Annotated in this window: 19 protein-coding genes; 8 read left to right on the forward strand and 11 right to left on the reverse strand. The window is 61.6% G+C overall.

Annotated features, from left to right (window positions below):
- Nucleotides 1-309: 309 nt before the first annotated feature.
- From VGG64_21370 to VGG64_21380, 3 genes are read left to right on the forward strand one after another with little or no spacing between them, the layout of a single operon-like run.
- Nucleotides 310-1686 (forward strand): DUF1501 domain-containing protein, encoded by a 1377-nt coding sequence (locus tag VGG64_21370; protein ID HEY1602166.1) that lies wholly within the window; start codon nt 310-312, stop codon nt 1684-1686.
- Entirely contained in the window at nt 1686-4295 is a 2610-nt protein-coding gene (locus VGG64_21375; GenBank protein ID HEY1602167.1) for a DUF1549 and DUF1553 domain-containing protein, read from the forward strand. Before VGG64_21370 ends, VGG64_21375 begins: the two co-directional genes overlap by 1 nt.
- Nucleotides 4296-4298: 3 nt before the next feature.
- Nucleotides 4299-7961 carry a c-type cytochrome domain-containing protein gene (locus VGG64_21380; protein HEY1602168.1) on the forward strand — a complete coding sequence of 1221 codons (3663 nt, stop codon included), beginning with the start codon at nt 4299-4301 and terminating at the stop codon, nt 7959-7961.
- Nucleotides 7962-8107: 146 nt separating this feature from the next.
- Here the strand turns inward: VGG64_21380 and VGG64_21385 are convergent, their stop codons facing one another.
- Nucleotides 8108-8872: a glucose 1-dehydrogenase gene (locus VGG64_21385; GenBank protein ID HEY1602169.1), complete on the reverse strand. Its 765-nt coding sequence runs from the start codon at nt 8870-8872 to the stop codon at nt 8108-8110.
- Between the two features lie 130 nt (nt 8873-9002).
- A complete protein-coding gene (locus VGG64_21390) occupies nt 9003-9950 on the reverse strand; it encodes a cation diffusion facilitator family transporter (protein ID HEY1602170.1) in 948 nt (315 codons plus the stop codon).
- 355 nt (nt 9951-10305) lie between these two features.
- Between VGG64_21390 and VGG64_21395 the strand changes: the two genes are divergently transcribed.
- Complete coding sequence (locus VGG64_21395) at nt 10306-11829, forward strand: chloride channel protein (protein ID HEY1602171.1); 1524 nt, start codon at nt 10306-10308, stop codon at nt 11827-11829.
- A 136-nt stretch (nt 11830-11965) separates the two neighbouring features.
- Here VGG64_21395 and VGG64_21400 read toward each other — a convergent pair whose 3' ends face one another.
- The 9 genes from VGG64_21400 to VGG64_21440 all read right to left on the reverse strand — a co-directional run bounded on the left by VGG64_21400 (nt 11966) and on the right by VGG64_21440 (nt 20852).
- Nucleotides 11966-12979, reverse strand: a complete 1014-nt coding sequence (locus VGG64_21400; protein ID HEY1602172.1) for a hydantoinase/oxoprolinase family protein — start codon at nt 12977-12979, stop codon at nt 11966-11968.
- 122 nt (nt 12980-13101) lie between these two features.
- A complete protein-coding gene (locus tag VGG64_21405) occupies nt 13102-14280 on the reverse strand; it encodes an ATP-grasp domain-containing protein (protein HEY1602173.1) in 1179 nt (392 codons plus the stop codon).
- Between the two features lie 120 nt (nt 14281-14400).
- The gene (locus VGG64_21410; GenBank protein ID HEY1602174.1) at nt 14401-14718 is read right to left on the reverse strand and encodes a metal-sulfur cluster assembly factor; all 318 of its coding nucleotides are present in this window, start codon (nt 14716-14718) and stop codon (nt 14401-14403) included.
- Nucleotides 14719-14853: 135 nt separating this feature from the next.
- The gene (locus VGG64_21415; protein HEY1602175.1) at nt 14854-15171 is read right to left on the reverse strand and encodes a non-heme iron oxygenase ferredoxin subunit; all 318 of its coding nucleotides are present in this window, start codon (nt 15169-15171) and stop codon (nt 14854-14856) included.
- Between the two features lie 124 nt (nt 15172-15295).
- Nucleotides 15296-16606, reverse strand: coding sequence for a Fe-S cluster assembly protein SufD (gene sufD, locus VGG64_21420; GenBank protein HEY1602176.1), 1311 nt, complete (start codon nt 16604-16606; stop codon nt 15296-15298).
- 203 nt (nt 16607-16809) lie between these two features.
- Nucleotides 16810-18225: a Fe-S cluster assembly protein SufB gene (sufB, locus tag VGG64_21425; protein ID HEY1602177.1), complete on the reverse strand. Its 1416-nt coding sequence runs from the start codon at nt 18223-18225 to the stop codon at nt 16810-16812.
- Nucleotides 18226-18465: 240 nt separating this feature from the next.
- Nucleotides 18466-19320, reverse strand: coding sequence for a Fe-S cluster assembly ATPase SufC (gene sufC, locus VGG64_21430; protein HEY1602178.1), 855 nt, complete (start codon nt 19318-19320; stop codon nt 18466-18468).
- A 53-nt stretch (nt 19321-19373) separates the two neighbouring features.
- Nucleotides 19374-19994 (reverse strand): NADH-quinone oxidoreductase subunit B family protein, encoded by a 621-nt coding sequence (locus VGG64_21435; protein ID HEY1602179.1) that lies wholly within the window; start codon nt 19992-19994, stop codon nt 19374-19376.
- 117 nt (nt 19995-20111) lie between these two features.
- Complete coding sequence (locus VGG64_21440) at nt 20112-20852, reverse strand: MarR family transcriptional regulator (GenBank protein HEY1602180.1); 741 nt, start codon at nt 20850-20852, stop codon at nt 20112-20114.
- 386 nt (nt 20853-21238) lie between these two features.
- Between VGG64_21440 and VGG64_21445 the strand changes: the two genes are divergently transcribed.
- The 4 genes from VGG64_21445 (at nt 21239) to VGG64_21460 (ending at nt 25391) form a co-directional block, all read left to right on the forward strand.
- Nucleotides 21239-21667, forward strand: coding sequence for a universal stress protein (locus VGG64_21445; protein HEY1602181.1), 429 nt, complete (start codon nt 21239-21241; stop codon nt 21665-21667).
- Nucleotides 21668-21724: 57 nt separating this feature from the next.
- The gene (locus tag VGG64_21450) at nt 21725-22900 is read left to right on the forward strand and encodes a TlpA disulfide reductase family protein (protein ID HEY1602182.1); all 1176 of its coding nucleotides are present in this window, start codon (nt 21725-21727) and stop codon (nt 22898-22900) included.
- Between the two features lie 171 nt (nt 22901-23071).
- On the forward strand, nt 23072-24718 hold the full coding sequence (locus VGG64_21455; GenBank protein ID HEY1602183.1) for a M81 family metallopeptidase: 1647 nt from the start codon (nt 23072-23074) through the stop codon (nt 24716-24718).
- Nucleotides 24719-25022: 304 nt separating this feature from the next.
- A complete protein-coding gene (locus tag VGG64_21460; GenBank protein HEY1602184.1) occupies nt 25023-25391 on the forward strand; it encodes a hypothetical protein in 369 nt (122 codons plus the stop codon).
- The last annotated feature ends 126 nt before the right edge of the window (nt 25392-25517 follow it).

Here is a 25517-nt window from a genome sequence, read left to right on the forward strand (position 1 = left end):
GGATTCACGGACGACCCACGCCGCGGACTAACGAATGCAGGACGGGACCCGGTCGCCGACCGTGACGGATTCATCCGCAGAGGGCGCCGATTTCGCAGAGAACCAGAGAATAAGAACACGGACGTAACCTGCGATGAATTGCCTGCGGGGCGCGCGCGGCGCGGTCATTGCGGGATTATCTCCCGCACGCGGCAGCCCGCCAGCGGGGGTCAACCTCGCGCAACCTCTGCCGATGGTTGATCTTAGATATCGTGCATGATACGATCCAGGGGTTGATTTTGCCCGGCTCGAGAGAGAGAAGGACCTGCCATGCTCGATCTTGTCAGTAGGGGTACCGCGCATACGTGCGACGGGGTGACGCGGCGCGAGTTCTTGCAGGCCGGCACGCTGTCGGCCATCGGGCTGGCCCTGCCCGACCTGCTGGCGGCCAAAGCCCGCGGCAATGTGACCGACGGGCACGACGAGCGGTCGGTGATCATGATTTTCAACCTGGGCGCCCCCAGCCAGATGGACTGCTGGGACATGAAACCTGACGCCCCCAGCGAAATCCGCGGCCCCTTCAAGCCAATCGCAACCAACGCCTCGGGTGTCGAAATCTCAGAGATTTTCCCCCGCATGGCCCAGCACGCCGACAAGTATTCGCTGGTTCGCAGCTGCTATCACACAGCCGCGGCCGTGCACGACACCGGGCATCAGATGATGCAGACCGGCCGGCTGTTCACTGGCGGAATCAATACACCTCATGCCGGTTGTGCGCTAGCCTATTTGCGCGGCCGAAAGACCGACCTGCCGGCCCATGTCGTACTCCCCGAGCCGATGGGGCGCACCGGCGGCAACATGCCGCACGGCCAGGACGCCGGCTTCCTGGGCAAGGCCTACGATCCGTTTGCCCTGATGGCTGATCCCTCGCAGCCGAATTTCCAGGTGCCTGACTTGCTGCCTCCGGCGCAAATTGGCCAGGCCCGGCTTGATCGCCGCCGCCGTATGCGGGCCGTGGTGGACGAGACGGTCAGCAAGTTCGAGGCCAGCGGCAACGAGCAGTTGCTGGATAGCAATTTCGAAGCGGCGTTTCGCCTGATGACCAGCGCCCAAGCCCGCGAGGCGTTTGACCTGTCGAAGGAGCCGACGGCCGTCCGCGAGCGGTATGGCATGACGCGCTTCGGGCAATGCTGCCTGCTGTCGCGCCGCCTGGTCGAAGCCGGCGTGCGATTCGTAACGGTTAACACTTTCCTGACCGTGTTCGACGAAATCACTTGGGACATCCACGGGTCGAAGCCCTTTACTTCGATCGAAGGGATGCGCGACATCGTGGCGCCGATGTACGACCAGGCGTACAGCGCGCTCTTGGAAGACCTATCGCAGCGTGGGCTGCTGGGCAACACGATGGTCTGCAATCTACAAGAATTCGGCCGTACGCCGCGCGTTAATCCTGCCGGCGGTCGCGATCATTGGCCGCAATGCTGGACCGTTCACTACGCAGGGGGTGGCGTGCAAGGGGGCCGGGTCGTGGGGCGCAGCGACGCCATCGGGGGCGTGCCGGCCGAACGCCCCGTGGAACCGGCCGAGATCGTCGCTACGGTTTATCGCAGTTTGGGCCTCGATTTGGAAACGAAGTTGCCGGGCCCGCAGGGAAGACCGTTCCCGCTGGTGGACTTCGGCAAGCACGAGATCAAGGAATTGTTTTAATGATTCCTTTTCGAAATGTTCGCGACCTTCTGATGGCAACGCGGGTGCCATGCTCAGGCTGGCGTGAGCATGCCCGTCAACAAGTTGCTCAAGTCTTTGCCAGCATGCCCACGTCGGCGTACGTCCGTGGGCATGGCACCCGGCCGAACGGCGTCGTTGGCGGTAATTGGGCAGCCTGCTTTGCGGCAGCTTGGCTGGTTGTCGTCGGGCTGGCGTGCGAGCAGGCTCGCGCGGCCGACGGACTAGTGATGTTGCCGACCGAAATATCGCTGTCGGGGCCCGAAGCTCGTCAGCGTGTCATTGTCGAGCGCGGTGGTGAGGGCCTCCTGCACGGACAGGTCACCGATGGTCTTGTGATCACTTCCAGCGATCCGCAGATTGTTGCTGTCGAGGATTTTGTCGCTCGACCGGTTGCCAATGGCGAAGCGACACTCACCGTAACGCAGGGAGATCAGACCGGCACGGCGCGGGTGCGCGTGGCCGACATGGAGAAGCCGTTCGATTGGAGTTTTCGCAATCACGTCGAGTCGGTCTTTTCCAAAACCGGTTGCAACTCGGGTGCCTGCCACGGGGCGCTTGCTGGCAAGAATGGCTTTAAGCTCTCGCTACGCGGCTATGACACGGATGGCGATTTCGTGACGCTCACGCGGCAGGCGCGAGGGCGGCGGATGGTCCCCAGCGATCCAGGCCGTAGCTTGTTGTTAACCAAGCCGTCGGGCGCGGTGCCGCACAAGGGAGGGCTTCGTTTTACGCCCGACTCTTTGGAGTATCGGGTGATCGCCCAGTGGATAGCGGCAGGCGCGCCGGGCCCCCAGGCTACGGATCCGCGTGTGGAGCGGATCGAGATTCTGCCGCCAGGCGTCGTGCTGCGGCCGAGCGAGAAGCAACAGTTTCTGGTTCGCGCCCATTTTACCGACGGCCATCAAGAGGATGTCACGCGGTGGGTGAAATACACCTCGGCCAACGAATCGGTTGTGCAGATCGACGAAGCCGGATTGGCCAGCGTCGTCGGGCATGGCGAAGGCGTTCTCTCAGCCTGGTACGCTAGCCGGGTAGCCGTGGCGGCGGTCAGCGCACCGTTTGAAAAACCGATCGCTCCCGAAGTCTTTGCCGCCGCGCCGCGCCGCAACTTTATCGACGAATTAGTGCTGACCAAGCTGGCCAGCCTGAATATCCCCCCCTCCCCTGCCGCGGGCGATGCGGAATTCTTGCGCCGTGCGTATCTCGACACGATCGGTGTGCTGCCCACGGCCGACGAGACGCGGGCCTTTCTGGCCGATAGTACCACCAACGGCAACGCTGCCAAGCGCGACAAGGTCATCGACCAGTTGCTCGCCCGGCCAGAGTTTGTCGACTACTGGTCGTACAAATGGTCGGATCTGTTATTGGTCAATGGCGACAAGCTGCGCACACCGGCGGTCTGGGCTTATTACTCGTGGATTCGCAATCAGGTCGAAGCCAACACCCCTTGGGATGTCTTCGCTCGCCAGGTGGTAACCGCGCGCGGCAGCACGTTGGAAGATGGCGCGACGAACTATTACGTCCTGCACCAGGACCCGCTCGATCTGGCCGAGACCACCAGCGTGGCCTTTCTGGGAATGTCGATCAATTGCGCCCGCTGCCACAATCATCCGCTGGAAAAATGGACCAACGGACAATATTTCGGTTACGCCAACTTGTTCGCGCGGGTGCGCACTAAGAGCATGCCGGGCGAAGGGAATCTGATCGTCTACAGCGACACGACAGGCGAACTGATTCAACCTTTGACAGGCAAGGCGCAGCCGCCGACACCACTGGATGGGATGCCGATCGCGAACGACGCCACCGAAGATCGCCGTTTGCACTTGGCCGCGTGGCTGACCGCGCCTGAAAATCCTTACTTCAGCCGTTCGATCACGAATCGCGTGTGGGCGAACTTCTTTGGCGCCGGCCTGGTCGAAAAAGTCGACGATATGCGACTGACCAACCCGGCCAGTAACGAGCAGTTGCTCAACGCGGCGGCCCGTTACCTGGTGGCCGAGGGATATGATCTGAAGACTTTGATGCGCGCAATACTGCAATCCAACACCTATCAGCGTGCCAGCCGACCGCTGGCTGAAAACGCGGCCGACGATCGCTTCTATTCGCATTACTATCCCAAGCGACTGATGGCCGAAGTGCTGCTGGATGCCATGTCGCAAGTAACCGGCGCAGCGACGGACTTTGGCGGCTATCCGGCCGGCTGGCGAGCGATGCAACTACCGGATTCGAACGTGGCTTCGTACTTTTTGAAGGCCTTTGGCCGGCCCGAACGAATCATTACCTGCGATTGCGAACGCAACGCCGAGCCGAGCGTGGTGCAAGTGCTGCACATTACCAACGGCACATCCTTGAACGACAAGCTGCAAGCGGGGACGAATCGCATCGGGCGATCAATCTCGGAAAACATGGCCGACGACAAGCTGCTGGAGGAGCTCTACCTGGCGGCGCTCGCGCGCTATCCGACCGACGCAGAGAAAGCAAAAATCCTGCCCGAGCTGGCCGCCAGTGGCGCAGCGGAAAAGCGGCAGGTGCTAGAGGATCTGTACTGGAGTGTGTTGAGCAGCACTGAGTTTTTGTTTAACCACTAAATCGTGACGGTCCTGCGCCAGGAACATGACTGCTACTCGCAACGCCCTGACCCACTGACGGCGCACACGCGTCGACCGACATTGATGAATCATCACCGGCTCGTACTCGTCGCGGCGATTATTTGCATAGCCTTCATGGGTCTGGGGTCGACGCGCGCCGACGAGCCAACAGCGGCGGCTACCACGTCGCAGGCGGCGCCGGAATTCAACGCGCAGATCGCTCCGCTGTTAAAGAAGTACTGCCAAGGGTGCCACAACGCCAACGATGCCGAACATGGCCTGGTGCTAGACAGTTATGAAAGCCTGCTAAAAGGGGGCGATGGCGGCGCCGTGCTCGTCGCCGGCAAGAGCGACGTCAGCCGCCTGGTGCTGATGCTCGACGGGCGTGCCAAGCCGGCGATGCCTCCTGAGGGGAACGAAGGGCCCACGAAGGATGAAATCGCGACCATCTCTAAATGGATTGACGCGGGCGCGAAAGGGCCCACCGGGGCAGCGCCCGATCCCACGCTGCTGATCACGCCTAAAGTGCCGCTACGTGGCAGACCGCGGCGGCCGATCAATGCCGTAACGATTTCGCCCGACGGCAAACTGGCGGCGCTGGCCGGCTATAGCGAAGTGCGACTGATAGCCACCGACAGCCGGGCCACGGTCCGCAAGCTGGCGGGCCATCGCGGCAATGTGACCGACGTCGAGTTCTCCAAAGATGGCGCGCGGCTAGTGACTGCCGCGGGCGAGCCAGGCGTCTTCGGCGAGGTCATCGTTTGGAACGTGGCCGATGGCGCACCACTGCGCAAGATCATAGGTCATCGCGATAGTTTATACGCCGCCGCACTCAGTCCCGACGGCAAACTGCTCGCGACCGGCAGCTACGACCAGCAAATTAAGCTGTGGGATGCCGAGACCGGCGCCGAGGTGCGCACCATCGCCGGCCACAACGGCGCGGTTTTCGATCTGGCGTTCAGTCCCAGCGGGCGATTGCTGGCCAGCGCCAGTGCCGATCGTTCCGTCAAGCTGTGGGAGGTCACTACCGGCGAGCGGCTCGATACGTTCGGCCAACCCCTGAAAGAAGTCTACAGCGTGGCCTTTACGCCCGACGGGCGCTTCGTCGCAGCCGGTGGAGTCGACAATCGGATCCGCGTGTGGCGGATTAGCGAGTCAGCCAAGGAAGGAACCAATCCGCTGGTCTATACGCGTTTCGCCCATGAGGGGGCGGTCGTCAAGCTGGCGTTCTCGCCCGACGGCAATTGGCTGGCGAGCGCCGCCGAAGATCGCACGCTGAAGGTGTGGGACGGCAGGACGTTTGTCGAAAAGCGCGTGCTCGAAGCGCAGCCCGATTGGGCCGGGGCGCTCGCCATCGGTCCGGACAACAAATCGCTGCTCGCTGGCCGGCTGGATGGCAGCCTGGCCTTCTACGACGTAACGACCGGCGAGCATCTGCCCGTGCCGAAGCCCGAGCTGACCGGTGTCTACGAGCGCGGTCTGCAGCGCGGCGTCTTGAACAAAGTGCGCATCACGGGCAAGAACTTGCTCGAAACAAGCGCGATCAAGTTCGATCGTGGAGAATTCACCAGCCGCATCCTGCCGGCCGATGAACCTCGCGCCGACGAGTTGTGGGCCGAAGTCACGCCGGCAGCGAACTTGCCACGCGGCCGCTACAAAATGTCCGTCGTAACGCCAGGCGGCGCGAGCGACGAGTTGCCAATCGAGCTAGACGATCTGGCGCAGCTGGCCGAAGCCGAACCCAACGCCTCGCCTGCCGCGGCCGCGCCGGTGATGCTGCCGAGCTGCGTGTGGGGCACGCTGGCCGCTATGGGGGACATCGACCACATAACGTTCGACGGTCAGGCCGGACAGACGATCGTCTGCGATCTGGCCGCCAAAAGCCTAGGCTCGAAGTTGAACGCCGTGCTGACACTGCTCGGTCCGCAAGGACAGATCGTGGCAACGAGCAACGATTTCAACGACGATGCCGATCCGCTTGTCGCTTACCGCGTGCCGGCCGACGGTCGCTATGCCGTGCGGGTCCGCGACCTGGCGATGGCCGGTTCGGACAAACATTTTTACAAGCTCACGCTGGGGGCCGTGCCATTTGTCACCACGGCCTTTCCGCTGAGCGTGGCCGTAGGGCGCGACAACCAGGTGCAACTGGTCGGCTACAACCTGCCGGCCGAGGCACGCGTGAGAATTCCATCCGACAAGCCGGGCGAAGTCCCCCTGCCGCTCGACGAAGCCAGCTACCGCAGCCGCGGTGGGCTAAAGGTGCTGGTGACCGACGCGGCCGAGATCGTCGAAGTCGAGCCCAATGATCGGCCCGAGCAAGCCACGCCGCTGAGGGTGCCAGGCGTAGCCGGCGGACGGATTGCACCCGCGATCGACGCGGCGACAGATGCCGATCTGTATCGCTTCGAGGCACGCAAGGGAGAAACGTGGACCGTCGAAGTCGAGGCCGCGCGACGCCGCTCACCGCTCGATTCCAAGGTCGAGGTGCTAGATTCCCAGGGCCGTCCCATCGAGCGGGTGCTGCTGCAAGCCGTGCGCGATTCATATGTTGAGTTCCGCCCCATCGATTCGATCCAGCCGGGCGTGCGCCCCAAAAACTGGGAAGAGATGGAACTGAACGAGTATTTGTACCTGCAGGGCGAAGTCTGCAAAACTTTTCGCATGCCGCAGGGACCCGACTCGGAATTGTTGATGTACACCTCGGCCGGCAAGCGGCGCGGCTACTTCGACACCAGTGCCCGGGCTCACCCGCTGGATGAGAACATCTACACGGTCGTGCCGCACCCACCGGGAGCGACGCTCGTATCGACGGGGCTGCCCGTGTTCCCGATCTACTACGACAACGATGACGATGGCGAACGCAAGCTGGGCCGCGATTCGCGTTTGACCTTCACGGCTCCGGCCGACGGTACGTACCTGGTACGCGTCAGCGACGTGCGCGCAATCGGCGGCGATATGTTTGCCTATCGGCTGATCGTGCGGCAGCCACGCCCCGATTTTAAAGTGCGAATCACCGGCGACGCCACGGTGCCGGCAGGCAGCGGCCAGCGAATGGTGCTCACGGCCGAGCGTATCGACGGTTTCGATGGCGACATCTCGGTTGAAGCTACCGGCCTGCCCGCGGGGTTCAGCCTGTCGACGCCCACGGTGATCCAAGCGGGGCATAACGAAGCGCGGGCCGTAGTCAGCGCCACGGCCGACGCCGCCAAACCAGCAGCCGACGCCAAGGCAAGTATCAAAGTCGTCGCCCGCGCCATGATCGACGGCGCACAAGTCGAGCGAGAAGTCTCGGCACCGTCGCTCAGCCTGGCCGAACGACCCAAGTTGATCGTGCATCTGGAGCCGGCCGAGCTAACGATCGGGCCCGGTACGACAATCACGGCGCTCTTGAAGGTCGAACGCAACGGCTTCGATGAGCTGATCAACTTTGACGTCGATAACTTGCCACACGGCGTGATCGTCGACAACATTGGGCTCAATGGAGTCCTGATCCGCGCGGGCGAAACCGAGCGGCAGATATTTCTGACGTCGGCCAAATGGGTGCCCGATACCAGCCGCCGCATCCATGCCGTGGCCAATGCCGCCGGCACGCAAGCCTCACAGCCCATCACGCTGCACGTTCGCCGCCCAGCCGCCGTAGCCGACGCCGCCGCAGGCAAAGACTAGCCGGCAGCAGCATCTTTGAGCTTAACGCTGACCAACGCGAACGAAGGCGAACCGCAGCCTGCGCGCATAACACAAAGGGACTGTGTATCGACCGGCGGGCAGCCGTTCGTCTCAGTCACAGTGGGCGGTACTAGTTCTTGCAGCGATTATCCGTTCACGGAATAGCCGCCGTCGACGGGGATGGCTGTGCCGGTGACGAATTGCGAGGCGGCGCTGGCCAGAAAGATCGTCACGCCGGCAAAGTCGGCCGGATCTCCCCAGCGGGCCGCCGGGGTGCGGGCCTCCACGCGTTCGTGCAAACCGGGCACTTGCTTGCGGCCGCCACGCGTCAGGTCGGTATCGATCCATCCAGGCAGAATCGAGTTGACCTGAATGTTGTCCTTGGCCCAGGCGATGGCCAGCGACTTGGTCAGCTGCACGATGCCCCCTTTGCTAGCCGTGTAGGCCGGGGCATAAGGGATGCCGAAGATCGAGACCATCGACCCGATGTTGATGATCTTGCCGCCGCCGGCACGGCACATCTCCGGGTAGGCGGCCTGCGAGCAGATGAACGCGCCGGTGAGATTGATCGTCATGACCGTGTTCCACTCGTCGAGAGTGTAATCCTGCGGCGGCTTGCGGATGTTGATGCCGGCATTGTTGACCAGAATGTCCATTCGGCCGAACTGTGCAACGGCGCTGCGGACCATGGCGTGGCACGAGTCCTCGCGCGCCACGTCGACTTCGACGGCCGCGGCGCGCGCTCCGGTGGCCTGCAGTTCTGCGACGGCCGCGGCGCTCTTCGCTTGATCGCGTCCGGCCACGACGATCGTCGCACCGGCCGCTGCCAATCCCTGGGCCATGCCCAGGCCGATACCGCCGTTTCCGCCGGTGACCACGGCGACCCGCCCGCTCAGGTCAAACAACTTCATTGATGCAGCTCCCCGGTGATATGTCTGCGGTTCCACGGTAATGGCGCCTTCGCGTTGCCGGATTGAGCCTGACATTGTAGCGTGCCCGATTGCCTGGGGCAGTCGGGGCGGCGTGCGCTATGGAACTCGATCAACAGCGGGTGCGGCAGTCGTCGAAGTTGGGAGGCTCGATTTGGATCGTGATGTGATCGATGCCGAACTTGTCGTGCAGTAACTTGCGAAGCTCGGCCAGTAGCTGTGGGGCTGGCTGACCGTCGCTGGTTACGACATGACCCGAGAGAGCTTCCATGCCGCTGGTTATGGTCCAGATGTGCAGATCGTGAACGTCCTCGATGCCGGGCACCGTGGCGATCGCTTCACGCACCTGGTCGAGATCGACGTGGCTGGGCGTCCCTTCCATGAGCACGCCAATAGCCTCTTTAAGCAGGCCCCACGACGAGTAGATGATCAATAGCGAAATTGCGGCCGAAGCCAGCGGATCTGCCCAATTCCAGCCATACGCCCAGATCAGCGCGGCGCCCGCGATGGCCGCCAGGCTCCCCAGCAAATCGGACAGCACGTGCAGCCACGCGCCGCGTATGTTGATGCTTGCCCCTTGGCCGGGATGCAAAAGCCACAGTCCGATGCAGTTCACCACGAGCCCGCCGACGGCTATTCCCATCATCAGTGGGCCTTGCACGGCGGACTCATCCCACAGCCGGTGATAAGCTTCGACGATCACCCACAAGGAAATGGCGGCCAGCAGCGCACCGTTGGCCAAGGCCGCCAGGATCTCGGCCCGGTAGTAGCCGTAGGAATGCTGCGCCGTGGGCGGGCGGCGGGCGATCGAGGCCGCGAACAGGCTAAGCCCGAGCGCGGCGGCGTCGGATAGCATGTGCCCGGCATCGGCCAACAGTGTAAGCGAATTCGCCAGCCATCCGCCGATCAGCTCGGCCACCATGTACAAGAGCACGAGCGCCAAAGTGGCAGACAGCCGTCCGGTCGAGGCGTCACGGTGAATGTGATGCGCATGCCCGGCATGGCTATGTCCCGCGTGATCGTGTGCGTGCTCGCGCGAATGGCGGTGTTCGGTCGTCACGATGGGCAGAACTCTGAGGGGGGCGACGGTAGTTTCTGGCAGCGCGTCGGTGCTGGAACACGCTGAAGGGTAGGACATTAAACAGCGCCTGGAAGACGGCGCGAAGTTGCCGGCGACCAACCGCGCTACGGTCGCCAGTCTCGCGCCAATCGTCACGGGAGGACAAGCCAACCGTGGCACCAGCGATGGTTGAGCCGGATTAGCGACAGCGCGTGCGCCCGGGTCATGACGAAAATTTTATCAAGATCGCTTTGCCAATGCTCGCCGCCAGATGCCATCAGACGCTCATCCTGTTTCTGCCGGGAGTTGCGATATCCTCTCGACGATTTACAGCGTTTCGCCTACAACCAGAGCCATGCCCGAACCGCTGGTCCCCAGTTCTCCGTTGCGTTGGTTTCCCGAGTTTTTGGCCGCGTCCGGTCGTCGATTACGGCCCCAATCGCGGGTGCTGGCACTGTCGCTTCTCGTGGGCGTGATTGCTGGTTTGGGCGCGGTCGGGTTCTATGCGGCCGGCCAGGCTGTGCTGCACTACACGCTGACCGATTTGGCGGGCTACCGACCCGCCGAGGCCGGGGGCGAGACGCGGCTCTTTCCTGATCGTTCGCCGGCAATTTCCAAAGATGGCTCGGCGCCACAGCAGAGCACTTTGCGCCCCTGGCTGCTGGTGCTGATTCCCGCGCTCGGCGGCCTGGCGTGCGGATGGATCGTGTACACCTGGGCACCCGAAGCCGAAGGGCACGGCACGGATGCCGCTATCAACGCCTTTCATCATCATCAGGGAGAAATCCGGCCGCGCGTGCCGATCGTTAAAATGGTGGCAAGCGCGATCACGCTCGGCACCGGAGGTTCCGGCGGACGCGAGGGGCCTATCGCGCAGATCGGCGCGGGCTTTGGCTCCTACATCGGTGGCGTACTGCGGCTACGGGCCGACGAGCGCCGCCTGCTAATGGCCGCCGGCATGGGCGCGGGCATCGGCGCAATTTTTCACGCGCCGCTGGCGGGCACGCTGTTTGCCGCCGAAGTCCTCTATAGTTCGGCCGACATCGAGTCCGATGTGCTGATGCCCGCCGCACTAGGAAGCGTAACGGCCTATTGCACCTTCGGTGCCGTGTTCGGTTGGCAATCACTATTTGTGATCCCACCGCGTGTAGCGGACATGTTGGTGTTCAATCAGCCACTGGAATTGGCCGCTTACACGCTGTTAGCCGTGGCCATGTCCGTGCTGGCGATGCTTTACACGCGCACGTTCTATGGGCTGACGTATTCCTTGCACCAATTGCCGATCAATCGCAAGCTGCGACCGATGATCGGCGCCGGCCTGTCGGGCGCGCTTGCCGTAGCGTTGTACTACGTATTCGGCCGCGACGAGCGCGTGCTTTCGGTCTTGTCGTTCGGGTATGGCATCCTGCAAGAGGCGCTCGACTATGTGCCTGGGAGCGGCCACGGCGTGCGGCTGGCGGTGATTCTGCTGGTGGTGGCGCTCGGCAAGATACTGACCACGAGCCTGACGATTGGCAGCGGCGGCTCAGCAGGCGTATTTGGCGCTTCGATGGTCATCGGCGGCTGCGCGGGGGGCGCACTGGGATTGGCGCTGCACCACTATGTGCCCCTGCTGGTGCCGCATCCGGCCAGCTTTGTGATCGTGGGGATGGCCGGCTTCTTTGCGGCCGCCGCCAAGACGCCCCTCTCGACGTTGGTGATGGTCAGCGAGATGACCGGCAACTACAACTTGCTGCTGCCGGCACTATGGGTTTGCACGCTGTCGTTCCTGCTGTCTGATCGGCAGTCGCTGTACCGCGAACAAGTCGTCGACCGGTTGGCCTCGCCGGCACATGGAGCGATTGAAAATGACGGCACCACGGAGTCACAGAGGCACTGAGACAGGCAGAATCATCTATGTTTAACCCTGCGTTCACCGTTAATCGACGCGCGCGTTCTCGCACATGTCACTCTTCTTCTCCGTGACTCCGCGCCCCCGTGGTGAATCCCCGCGCGGCAGCGGCGAAAACCACGATTCATTTCAAACTCAGTTCCTGCGCCAGCACAGCCACCGCGTGGGCCGGGGCGCATTGCGAGACCGCGGGCCCGAGTTGGACGGCCAACGATACTAGCTCGACATCCGGCTGAATTTGTTCCATCACGCGGCGGATAAGAAATTCTCCCTGTCCCGAGATGACGACCGTCTGCGGCTTAGCATTTGCCCGCGACATCACGTTTTGCACCGCGATCGCGATCCGCTCGGACTGAGCGTCGCGAATCGTGGCAGCGGCAGCCTGTGCATCGTCGTCGCTGAACATATCGCGATCGGCACAGATGGCGCGGGCCAGCCGGTCGCGGCAGGCAAAGCGTGTTCCCGGGCGACCATCGGCCGTGGCGCGCGAATGCGGATCCTCTGGCAAGTCCCCGAGCAGAACGTAGGCGTCGAGCGTCGTGGCGAACAACTCATGTGCGGTGGCGCACTGTAGTCCTCGCCAGGGCAAGCTGGCCGTCACGGCACAAACCGGGCTGCGCACCACGCCCGTATAGAGCAATTCGTTGGCAACCAATCGATCGGGATCGGTAAAGCCAAGCGTGGCGGGCAGGCGGGCCACGAGCGGAATGATGTCGCAAGTCGTGCTGCCCAGGTCAATCAAAAACCCATTGCCGTCGGGAAGAAACCTAGCGGCGAAGCGGGCCAAGGCGTGCCAATTCGATGCAGCGGTTGCCAGGGGACGAGACATTGCCACTTCCGGCTTAACGAACGAGCCGTCGGTGAGATAAATCCTCAACTCACGACCGGCAGTGGCTACAGCTAAGGCTTCGACAATCGCGGCCACCCCTTGTGCCTTGGTCTCGTAGCAGTCGGCCAACTCGCCGGTCATTGTGGCGACAAAACTGTCGGCTGCCGGAGAGGCGGCGATCAGTTCCGCGAGCGCGCCCGGCAGTCTTTCGGACGTGCGCCATAAAGCAAACTCGTGACTAACGGCAAAGCCCTGGCCGTCGGCGGCCTTCAGGTTCGCACCGCCGACATCAAGGGCGAGCGTTTTCATGGCGGGATCGTTCGCACAAAGGGAGAGGGCGTGCTAAATGCTCTTTAATGCATGACTAACGGCAGAGTTGATGGCCCAGGCTCGGATACCTTTTTCATTCATCATTTTGCCGATTGCGCGCCTCATACTTTCACGTTGCCGTCGCTAGTGAATTCTATGGGATCGTCGCTGAACGACAACGCGGCCGCCTCGCCCGCCGCGACGGCGAGCAACGCGCCGGCCAGATTGTCGTGCGTGGCGACGCGCAGCCCAATGTACGAAGTGGTAAGGCGTGGATTGATTTCGATGACGGTATCCCCACGGCCATCAGGTTCATTGCCCAGTACAAGATCGACGCCCAGATAGCCGAGCGGCTTGTTCAACGTGTTGACGGCGCGCAGTGCCAATCGCGTGGCACGCTCGGCCAACGTCGGCGCTAACGGCAAGCGTCCGCCCAGGTAGTTAAACCGGCCGTCGTCGCTCAGCAACTGTTTGCATGGTGCCAGCGGCACGCAGCCAGCCGGACCGCACAGTAGGGCCACGCTGATGGGGAGGCCGGGACAGAATTCTTCGACGCGCCACGGCGATTGCCCGCGCAAGAAGTCGCTGGGCACCTGATCAGTGGCGAACGACGCGTCGAGGCGGCGGAGGCCCAATGATCCGGCGCCGTCGCACGGTTTGAGCACCAGCGGAAGGCGCAAGCCCGCGGGAATTTCCCATTGATCGCTCAGCACGCTCCCTTGCGGTGCAGGGATACCGGAGTTGCGCAGATGTTCAGCCGTGGCGTGCTTGTCGCCCGCCAGCCCAATGATTTCCGGCGAAGAGCCGAGCAACCGGCCGCCGCATTTTACTACGCGTTGGCAGCGATCTAGCAAAATGCCGTCGCATTCCGGCGCGATCACGATTGTCCAATCGGCTTGTGCCGATTCCTGTTCGAATGCCACACGATAGTCATTCGCGTTGGTGACTTGGCGCACCTGAACGTTGGGAAGGGGCGGGCGCGGATAGCGCTGGTCGGACAAGAGGATGGCCTGCGTGTTCGCGAGCGCCGCAAAATCGGTTGCCAGGGCCGTGACCATGGCGGCCCCTTCTGAGGTGAGGGACATTAGCGAGGTTTGAGTGAGTGAGCCCTGTGTGTGCTGCCCGATGGCATGTGCATGTTCGGCGCGAGGATGCAACTCCGCGGTGCCCTGATTAGCTTGTGCTTTCGGCATGACCACGCTTGCATGGGCATGGTCCCCCGGGATTGGATCGAACGTGGGTGGTGGCGAACTGTTAAACAATCCGCCACCGGTGGTGAATTCAAATAGGAAGATGCGCATCGTCGATGGCTCAACTGCGGCGACGCATGTTACGCAATCGCATCCTCATCACCGTGCCCAATTTCGCCGCGGAGAGAGAGGGTCCCCGCACCGCCCGTCCCTCGGCAGCAAGTGCTCTTGTTAGAAGATCCCCAATTGATCGCGGGCGTCTTCGGTCATGCGATCGGGGGTCCAGGGTGGGACCATCACGAGCTTGATCTCGACTTCGCTGACCCCTTCCAGTCGCCCCAGCACGTCCTTCGATTGCTGGATCAATTGCGGGCCAGCCGGGCAGGCCGGGCTGGTCATTGTCATTTCGACCGAGACTTTTTGCTTGCTCTCTTCCAGGTCAGCCACGTTGACTACGTAGATCAGACCCAGATCGACGATGTTGACGAACAATTCGGGATCGATGACCTGCTTCAGCGCCTCGCGGGCTGTTTCTTCGGTGACCGACATGGGAAATCCTCCTGTCGACGCGATGGAATTCTTGATCGTAACACCGCCCGGTAAACCAGGCGAATTAGAGATTGTTTGTAGTGGCCCCGTAACCAGACCTTCGCAGACGAGCGGCAACTGGCTGCTGAATGATAGTCACTCGTCGCTCAATCGTACCAGAATCTCGCCCGCTTCGACCTTTACTTCGTGGGCGGCCGTCGCCTGGGTGGCTGGCATGGTGAGGGCGCGGCCGTCGCGAATGTCGAACTTGGCGCCGTGGCGAGGGCAGGCGATGCAAAAGCCGTCTAGCTGACCTTCGCCCAGTGGGCCGCCGTCGTGCGTGCAGACGTCGTCCAGAGCATAAAACTTGCCATCGACGTGGAAGATAACCACCAGCCGGTCGTCGACCTCGACAATCTGCTTGCCGGGATCGGGGATGTCAGCGGCTTTGGCAACGCGAACGAATTCGGACATGCAATTAGGCGGCAGAGAAGGAACGGGGCAGCGAATGATCAATGTGAACTGATGAATGATGAATTGAAGTTGGGCGCGGGCAGCAGGTCCGTTCAACATTCATCATTTAGCATTCATCGTTTCTTCAGTCGTACTCTCGGATACGGCGACCGATGGCTTCGCCCAACGCGTCGCGGACGCTTTCGATCGTGATGCGGTCGAAAACCTGCTGAAAGAAGCCGGCGACGATCATGCGGATGGCTTCCTTGCGCGTCAGGCCGCGGCAGCGGGCATAAAAGATCTGCTCGTCGTCGACGCGACCGGCCGTCGAGCCATGCGTGCAGCGCACGTCGTCGGCCTCGATCTCGAGGCCGGGAATCGAATCGGCCCGGGCATGCTCCGAGAGCATTAAATTGTCGTTGCGCTGATAGCCGTCGGTCTTCTGGGCCCCCTTATCGACCTTGATCATGCCGCGCCACACCACGCGCGAGCGATCTTGCAGAGCCCCCTTGTACAACAGGTCGCTGCGGCAATGCTCGGCCTGATGATGCTGCAACGTGTTGTAGGTGAGCTGCTGTTTCCCCTCGGTAAACATGACACCGTTGACCTGCGCTTCGGCGCCGGTGCCGACGAGGGCCACATGCTGGTTGACTTGCGCTAGCCGGCTGCCAAGTGCGCCGATGGTCCACTGCAAACGGGCGTCGCGATCGACCAGTGCCTTTTGATGGGCAAAGTGCCACACGCCGGTGCCCCAGTTTTGCAGATTCACATAACGCAGCCGGGCGCCGGGGCCGACGAAGATCTCGTTTGCGCCGCAGTGCAGACCGGGGTTGTTGTCCAAGCCAGCGGTCTCGGCCAAAAGCGTAGCTTCCGCTCCCTCTTCGAGGATCACGAGCGTCTTGCCGAAATCGACGCCTCCTGCCGAGATTCCGTTAAGCACGTGTAGCGGTCGCTCGACCGTCACTCCGCGCGGCACATACAGCACCGATCCGCCCGACCAGCAGGCGGCATGCAACGCCGCAAAGCGATCAACCGCGGGACTGATGATCTCGCGGTCGAAATAGGGACGCAGAATGTCGGCGCGTTCGCTTAGCAGCCGGTCGAGACTGCCGAAGATCACGCCCCGTGCGGCCAAGGCAGGATCAAGCGCGCTCGCGACCGGGCGGCTATTCAGTGAGACTTCATGGCCGGCCAGGTCGACACCATGGCTCAGCAGTGCCGATGGTGGGAAGGCACCGGCGGGCAAGTCGTTTGGCAATCCGAAACGATCCAGGTGAAACATGCGCAAGTCGGTGCGCATCCATTCTTCTTGATTGCGCGCCGGCAAATCCAGCCGCTCGAACGATTCCCACGCCCGGCGACGGGCGTCAGCCAGCCAGGCCGGCTCGCCGCGCGCAGCCAGGAAAGCCTCGAATGAGTCTTGCGTAAACCCGGTATGTGCGATGGTCGATGTCATGCAATCAGAATACGGACGTTGAATTCCTCTTAAATACAAAGACCGCCCGGTCGACCAACGATGAGACAGAACCGATGGCGGGTTGAGTGGTCGACAAATCGCTTCCGGATCCCCCCGCATCCTACCCGCTCCCGCGAGGAGAGACGGTTCTAAACGGTGGCAGGGCATTAACCCTGGCATGGGGTTGAACAGCGGCGCGGCGGCTACCCGACCGTTCCCTCCATCTGCAGTTCGATGAGACGGTTCATTTCGACGGCGTATTCCATCGGCAGCTCGCGCACCAGCGGCTCGATGAAGCCGCTGACGATCATCGTGCTGGCCTCGGCTTCGGACAGGCCGCGACTGGTGAGATAGAACAATTGCTCTTCGCCAATCTTCGAGACACTGGCCTCGTGGCCGATCGAAACATCCTGCTCGTCGACTTCGATATAAGGATAGGTATCGCTGCGACTCTTCGAATCGAGGATCAATGCGTCGCAGACGACGTTCGACTTCGCCTTGCGAGCGCCGGACTCGATCTTGACCAGTCCGCGATAGCTGGCGCGGCCGCCATTTTTTGAGATGCTCTTGGAGATGATGCGGCTTGACGTGTTCGGCGCACAATGCACGACCTTGGCGCCAGCATCCTGATGCTGGCCGGCCGAGGAAAAGGCGATCGACAGAATCTCGCCGCGGGCACCCGGCTCGAGCATGTACACGGCCGGATACTTCATCGTCAAACGGCTACCGAGATTGCCGTCGATCCACTCCATCAACGCATCTTCGTAGGCGACGGCGCGCTTGGTGACCAGGTTATAGATGTTATTGGCCCAGTTCTGAATTGTGGTGTAGCGGCAACGGGCGTGCTTCTTGACGACGATCTCGACCACGGCCGAATGGAGGCTCTCGGTCGTGTACATCGGCGCCGTGCAACCTTCGACGTAATGGATCTGGGCCCCCTCGTCGACGATGATCAGCGTCCGCTCGAACTGGCCCATGCTTTCGGCATTGATGCGGAAGTAGGCCTGCAGCGGGAACTCGATCTTCACGCCCTTGGGAACGTAGATGAACGAGCCGCCGGACCAGACCGCCGAATTAAGAGCGGCGAACTTGTTGTCGGTTGGCGGAATGATGGTGCTGAAGTATTGCCGTACTAAGTCGGGGTATTCGCGAATCGCCGAATCGGTATCGGTAAAGATCACGCCCTGGCGGCTGAGGTCCTCGCGCAGCGAGCCATAGACCACTTCGCTTTCGTATTGGGCCTTCACGCCGGCCAGGAATTTCTTCTCGGCCTCGGGGATGCCCAGCTTGTCGAAGGTGCGCTTGATGTCTTCAGGGACCTCGTCCCAACTACGCCCCTGCTGATCCGAGGGTTTGATGTAGTAGAAGATATCCTGGAAATCGATGTCGATACTGCCGCCCCAACGCGGCATCGGCTTCGAGTTGAAAATCTCCAGACTCTTCAGCCGGAAATCTCGCATCCACTGGGGCTCGTTCTTCATGTCCGAGATCTGATGCACGATCTCGGCATCGAGTCCCTTGCGGCTCTTGAAGACGTACTTCTCGGCGTTACGGAAGTCGTATTTGTTGATCTCGCCGAGACCGACGCCGTGCGTGTCAGCTTTGAGGTCGGTGGCCATGATCTTGTTTATCCTGACGTAAAGGAACGTTTTCTGCTCATCACCCCCTCCCTGTAAGGGAGGGGGCAGCGGAGGGTTGCGTGCCGCAGCACACATCCCCCTCACCCAATCCGCCTGCGGCGGACCACCCTCTGCCGCAAGGGAAGAGGAGTTTTTTACATCTATTTGCGTCTTTGTATTTTTGTATTTTGTCGGTCGCGTTTGCCGGTCATGTCTGCCGATTGCGGCAACGGCGCGGAGCTAGGCAACGGGCTCGGCTTGCTTGGCTTGCTTGGCTTGTTGCATGGCTGCTTCGTCGGCGGCGGCATCAGGGTATTGCGAGCGGATGCGATCGTAGCCCGAGCCGTGCAGCTCCTCGGCTAGTTCGGCGCCGCCTGTTTCGACGATGCGCCCTCCCAACATCACATGCGTGAAGTCGGGGCGATTGTGCTCTAAAAGCTTGTCATGGTGCGTGATGATCAGGATGCCCATGTCGGCACCACCAATCTCGGCAATGCTTTGGCTGGCCAATCGCACCGCGTCGACGTCCAAACCGCTATCGGTCTCGTCGAGGATGGCGAACTTGGGTCGCAGCATGGCCATTTGCAGGATCTCTGCCCGCTTCATCTCGCCACCGGAGAAACCATCGTTGACGTAGCGGCGGGCGAACTCGGGGTCCATCCGCAGTTGTTCCATTTTGGCTTTCAGCTCCTTGCGGAAATCGCGCATCGGCAGCAGCTCTTCGCCCTCCTTGCGATCCGGCCGGCGGACGTTGGTCGCCGCATGACGCAGGAAGTCGGCCATCTTCACGCCAGGAATCGACATTGGCCGCTGAAAGGCCAGAAAGATCCCATGGCGAGCGCGCTGGTTCGGTTCCAGGTCGAGCACGTCGAACTTATTACCCGACTCGTCAGTCAACTCGATCGATCCTTGCGTCACCTCGTATCCGGGATGACCCATGATTGCGTAGCCGAGTGTACTCTTGCCCGAGCCGTTGGGGCCCATCAAGGCATGGGTCTCGCCACGGCGAATCGACAGGTTGACGCCGCGCAAAATCTGTCGCTCGCCGACAGAGACGTGCAGGTCGCGAATCGTGAGCATTTCGGGATGTGGCATAGTAGCAGGTGTCGGTAAACAGTAGTCAGTTATCTGTTGTCAGTTGCCGGTGATTAGCCGGTAATTTTTTGGTGGTCGAAAACGGGGACCTTTTCTTCCACGTCGACATAACCCGAGTGATGCGGCAGCGGCAGCTCGTCGTCGATCTTCATGCTGTGGCCCCCTTCGCTTCGATTGGCGATGCGGTGACCTTTGATCTTGTCCTGAATGCGCATCAATCCTTCCAACAGTGCTTCCGGACGCGGCGGGCAGCCGGGCACGTAGACATCGACGGGCACGACCAGATCGACCCCCTTGACGACGTGGTAGCCGTACTTGAAGTACGGTCCGCCGCCAACGGTGCAGGCGCCCATGGCAATGACAAACTTGGGGTCGGGCATCAGGTTGTAGAGCCGACGGACGCGGCTGGCCATTTTGTACGTCACGGTGCCGGCCACGATCATCAGGTCTGCCTGCCGGGGCGTGGCGCGGAAGGCGCCGGCGCCAAAGCGGTCCATGTCGAAGCGGCTTGCTCCGGCGGCCATCATCTCGATGGCACAGCAGGCCAAGCCGAACGTCATCGGCCAAATGCTCGACTGGCGAGCCCAGTTAATGGCCTGCTCGACGGTGGTGATGGCGAAGTTCTCTTCGAATCGCCCTTCGATCCAAGGATCGGTCTTAGCTGGTGTGTGCATGGTTTCTCGCGGCCTTTGGCCCTCTTGCCCCGCCTCACTGAGAAGTCAGGGGGTTGTCGTCCTGCGTCTTCCCAAGGGGGCAGGGTGATTATCAAAGCCCCCCACTATACCCGAGCTTTAGTTGGTCTGAAACTGGCAGCAATCGTGCCCGTCGAGCCGGCATTGCGTGAGCCGGACCGGCTGTTCGAGCAGCTTGGCAAATAGCATTTTCTCGACGGCACATATGCCCCGGTCCTTAGCGGCAAGCTCGGGATAGGGGCATTCGTTCACGGTCAAAAGGGGTAGTTGAGACCTAGCGACCGATGTCTCGACCGCTGGGCCAGGCGATTCGTCATCCGAGCGGTCGTCCGAAAAATCGAGCGGTACGCGTCGCTCGCCGAAAAGCTCTTTGAGCGATTCCAGGCGGGCGGCCAATGTCGCCCCCGTCACACGATCGCGATACATCGCGGCCATAGCCGAGGCGATCCGTTCCAGCAGGCCGCGGCGGACTTCCTGATCTTTCACGGCCCGGATCTCGTCCCACAGCACGACGGCCAAATCGGTAAAGTTGTTACCGGACTGGCGGCGGGCCTTTTCGGTAAGGGAATAGCGGTGGCTAGGGCGCCCCCGCCCTGCCCTGGCCTCGGTGTCGCCGTCGAGTACTGCCGCCACGCGGCGTTCGATCAACTGCTGATCCATAAGCCGCGTCAGTCGTTGACGTACGGCCGTGGCGGTAACTCCCATTGCCTCGGCAACTTCGGAGACGCTCATCCCACCCCGACGGCGCAACAGGTCGAGCAACTGAGCGTCGGAAGTCGCGGGCGCGGTGGATTCCGTCGGAGCGCTTAAGACCGGAATCGTATCGGCGGGGTTTTGCATGTTCGAGACCTTAGGGCAGCGGTCGGCCGCCCGGCATCGCCTAAGTGGCTATCTCTATGAGCCATAATACCGGTTTGAGGATTTTTGGCAACTCGGTATGTCTAAATTAAGCCAGCAATGTAACTTCGGCCATAAATCCTTGACTTAACACTAGTTCAGGCGTTACAAACGCGCCTGTTCTGGATGATGACCAATGAGGGAAGGACGAATGTCCGTTGCAATGACGGAGGGGTCATTAAGGACCCAAACGCCGGATAGCGGAGACCTGCATTGTGAGCCGCGCATTACCGGAGTTGACCGCAGCAATCCCCTCCGTTTAGGTACTCCGTCCTGCGACAAGCCAGTCCTCCGTACCCCCACCCCACTTCTCTATCCTGGAGCCTGCCGTGCCCTGGCTGCCGAAGAAATGCGTGATTGTGCCCGTCGATTTTTCGGACGAGTCGTTTGGGGCGCTGGACACTGCCTTGGAAATGGTCGATGCCCCGACGGCCGTGCAGGTTTTGTATGTGCTGCCGGTATTGGACCCGGCCGAACCGGGCGTGATCTGGACCACGATCGACAATTCGATGCGCGAAAAACACGCCCTGGATGCACTGCGCGAGAAGCTGGCCGACGCGAAGTACCAGGGACTGCACTTGAACGTGCTCTTCGGCGACCCCGGCAGCGAGATCGCAGCCTTTGCCCAAAATGAAAAGGCGGACCTGATCGTTCTGCCATCGCATGGACGCACCGGCTTGCGGCGTTTTTTGATCGGCTCGGTTTCTGAGAAGGTCGTGCGGCACGCCCATTGCCCCGTGTTGGTGTTGCGGTGGTAGGCGCGGGCCACAAAGTCGGCAGGGATGCGCTGGCGTATCAAGTATCAAGGGGTTCTGATGGCTAGCAAATGCGGCGCAATCGCCCTGGTATGCGTCTTGTCAGGCACCGCAGTGGCCAGCGACGAGGACGACGTAGCGCCGATTCCGCGGACGATCAGAGTCGAACTCGTCGACAGTGCGGACAAGCCGGTTGCTGGGGCCGACATTGGCATTGCGGCAGGCGTGGGAGTGGTGTTTCGCGAGGCCGCTGCCAAAGACGGGACCGAATGGAAGTACTTCCGGCGCGCGCGATCAAACGCCGCGGGGGTCGCCGAGCTAGTCGACGATGATGAACGCCTGGAGCTTGCCTGTATTGTGGCTCGCCACGAGACGCGCAAAATCGTGGCGATCGCTAGCTTCGATCCGACGCTGCGCGAAACGTCGCTCAAACTTGTGCTGCAACCGGAACACGAAGTGGCATGTCGCGCCAACTGTCCGGAACTGGCCGCACACGGCCGCGACATCAGCGGAGTGGTCGTGCGTGTGCGGTTGGACGGTAAGAACGCGCTCGATTGCGGCTTTGAAACTAGGGATTTCTCTCTGCGTCTCCCTCCTGGCGAGTACGAAATCCAAGCGCGGGCCGATACAACGCATCAGGTCATAAAGACGATTCACGTCAGCGACGACGATGCGCCACGCGCCGTCTCGACGTTTGCGCTGCCCGCGACCAAGTTGGCCCTGCTGGAAGGTGACGATGCTCCGGGGCTGACGGGTATCGTGGCCTGGAAGAACGGCGATCCCGGCACGCTGGCTGCACTGCGCGGCAAGGTCGTAATACTCGACTTCTGGGGCTATTGGTGCAACCCGTGCGTGGGCCGGATGCCAGGGCTATTCGAGTTATATGACAAGTATCGTGATCAGGGATTGATGATCATCGGCGTTCACGTTGACCTGGGAGAGAACGAACAGGAGCCAGTGGACACTGCCGCGAGGCTCGATGCACGATTGGTCGAGACGCGCAAAGAATTATGGAAGGGACGTGACCTGCCCTTTCCAGTCGCGCTTGTGAAAGGGAAGCGAACGCTCATTCGCGACGGGGTCGAGCACAAAGCCCACAACTCAGCAGTCAGCGACTACGACATCGTCCTCTATCCCACACAGGTGCTGATCGATCGGCATGGCAAGGTCGTCGGAGGCTTCGAGCCGGACGAGGAGGGGACCAAGTTGCTGGAAAAACTGCTGTCTGAGAAATGATCGGCGAGACTGCTCGGATGGTGGCCGAAGGCCACCTTACCGTCACGTCCACATTAACTTGATGTGCGAGCTTTAGCGCGCTGGGTGGCATGTCTTCGGCGGCGCAGCCGTCGTAGCATGTCGTAATCGCCGAAAACGTGGAACATGCCTACCCACTAGCGTGGGAAGGGCATGCCACCCCGCACATTTTTGACTTGGACACCACCCTACTTTGGCGTACTCGTCAATTTCGCGGCCAGATCGCCGCAGCGCGAAGTACGTGCTCGTTGGCTAGCAATTTCGCCGGGCGGCTACGATGATATTCCCATGCGCATCGCCATTGGCCAGCTGTGGCAAGAGACGAACACCTTTAATCCGCTGCCGACAACGCGGCAGGATTTCGAGGATTTTGGCGTTGTTCGTGGGCCAGAGATTATCGAGCGGTTCCACGACACGAACGAACTGGGCGGGTTTATCCAATCGCTTGGCCGCTGGCCCGAGCGGCCCGAGATCGTGGGGTTGGTGCGGTTGCCGGCCTGGCCCAGCGGGCGCGCGACACCTGAGACGTTTCGCTGGCTGCGCGAGGAACTTGTCGCATCGCTCACTGCGGCACTGCCTGTCGACGGTGTGCTGCTGGCGCTACACGGCGCGATGGTGGCCATCGAAGCGCCTGACGTCGAAGGCGAAATCCTGGCAGCGCTACGCGACGTGCTGGGCTCGGACATTCCGCTAGTGGCGACTTTGGATTTGCACACAAACATCACCGCGCGCATGGTTCACGCGGCCGACGCGCTGGTGATGTTTCACACGGCGCCTCATATCGATGTTTTCGAGACGGGCCAGCGCGGCGCGGCCCTGTTACGCAAGATCCTGGTCGAAGGCGCTCGTCCAGTGACCGCGTTCCAAAAGATTCCGGCCGTGGTGCCAGCCGAGCGCGCCAATACTGAAGATCCGCAGAGCATCAGTCACCAGTTCAAGCAACAACTTGTGGCGCTCGAGGCTGCGCCCGGAATATTGGCTGCGGGCCTGGCAACCGTGCAGCCCTGGCTCGACATTCCCGAGTTGGGAACGGCCGTGGTCGTCGTCGCTGATAACGATCATGCGCGCGCCAGCGCCGCATGCGCGGGCCTGGCCGACGCATTCTGGCAGCGGCGTCGCGAATACCTGCCGTCGCTCGTTCCTGTGAACGAAGCGGTGCGACGCGCTCATGAGAATCACGCTGGTCTGACCGTGCTGTCGGATTCGTCCGACGCCACGACCAGCGGCGCACCGGGCGATAGCACCTGGCTGTTGGCCGAGCTATTGAAATACAACTGGCAGCGACTGGCGCTCGTAACGCTCGTCGCGCCCGAGGTTGTCACGGCCGCCGAGCGTTTGGACGCTGGCGGCGAGTTTCATGGGCCCGTAGGCGGCCTGCGCGACACGCTTAATTCGCAGCCGGTCACGATCAAGGCCCGCATTATTACCCTGTTCGAGGCGCGCTTTGTGCTGTCCGGGCACTTAGCCCGAAACTTGCCGATCGACATGGGGCGCTCGTGCGTACTCGAGTGTGGAAATGTCGCGATTGTGGTAACGAGTCGTAGCGGGCCCCACTTCGCCCCGCAATTGTTCCAGGCGGCCGGGCTCGACCCGTTCGCCGCCCAGGTATTGGTGGCGAAAAGCCCCTGTGGGTTTCGCGCGGCGTATGCGGAGCGTGCCCAGGAGATTATGGTTGTGGCGGCGCCCGGCTGCGCGCCGGCTGATTTCTGGCGATACGAATATCAAAATATCGATCGGCCGTTGTGGCCATGGGATGAGATCGAACATTGGCAGGCCGCGCCGCTGGTGATCGGCGGATAAAGGCTCCCCCGTGCCTGCACGATTCTCGGTTCACTGTGGGCGCTCCGATTGGGGTGCCGGGTGCCATGCCCACTCGGAAGCGCGGGCATGATTTTTCCACCAAGTCCATTCCGCATTCGCACGCGTGCGAGTGAACAAGGCACCCAATGCCTGGCACAGCAAACGTGGCGACCAAAGCGTGACAGCCCTAGCTTGCCATTCCAAGGGTCGAGATGAACGGCCCTACTAGGCCCGACATAGGTCTTGGAGTATCCTGCCGGTTAGTGACTTGCGCCATCCTTTTCCACTTCACGGAGGCTTACAAATGGACCGCGTTTTTTCGGCAATCTTCTTATCGATGGGCGTGTGCCTGGCACTGCAAGTGGCGGGCTGCTCCAAAACGTCGGCGCCTCCCAAGGTAGCCGCGCCGCCGCAAGCCACCACAGCCGCGCCAGCAGATGACGAAGCGGCCGAGATCGCAGCGTCGATGGCGCTATTGCCCGAGGCCGAGCGGGCCGTGGCCGAAGCACAGAAGAACTGCCCCGTCGGCGACGCCGCGTTAGGTTCGATGGGCATGCCCTTCAAGGTAAGCGTTAAGGGCCGGGACGTGTACCTGTGCTGCGAAGGGTGCAAGTCATCGATCGAGCAAGACCCGGACAAGTATCTCGCCAAGCTCGACGCTAAGGCTAAGTAACTCGCGCCAGCGGCGCGATGAAGATTAAGAAGTCAGATCACGAATGACACGAATGGCAAAATGACAAACCGTTTTGCCTTTATTCGTGTCATTCGTGGTTGAAATATCTTCGTTTCTGCAAAAGTC

The organism is Pirellulales bacterium (assembly GCA_036490175.1).
Classification (GTDB): Bacteria; Planctomycetota; Planctomycetia; order Pirellulales; family JACPPG01; genus JACPPG01.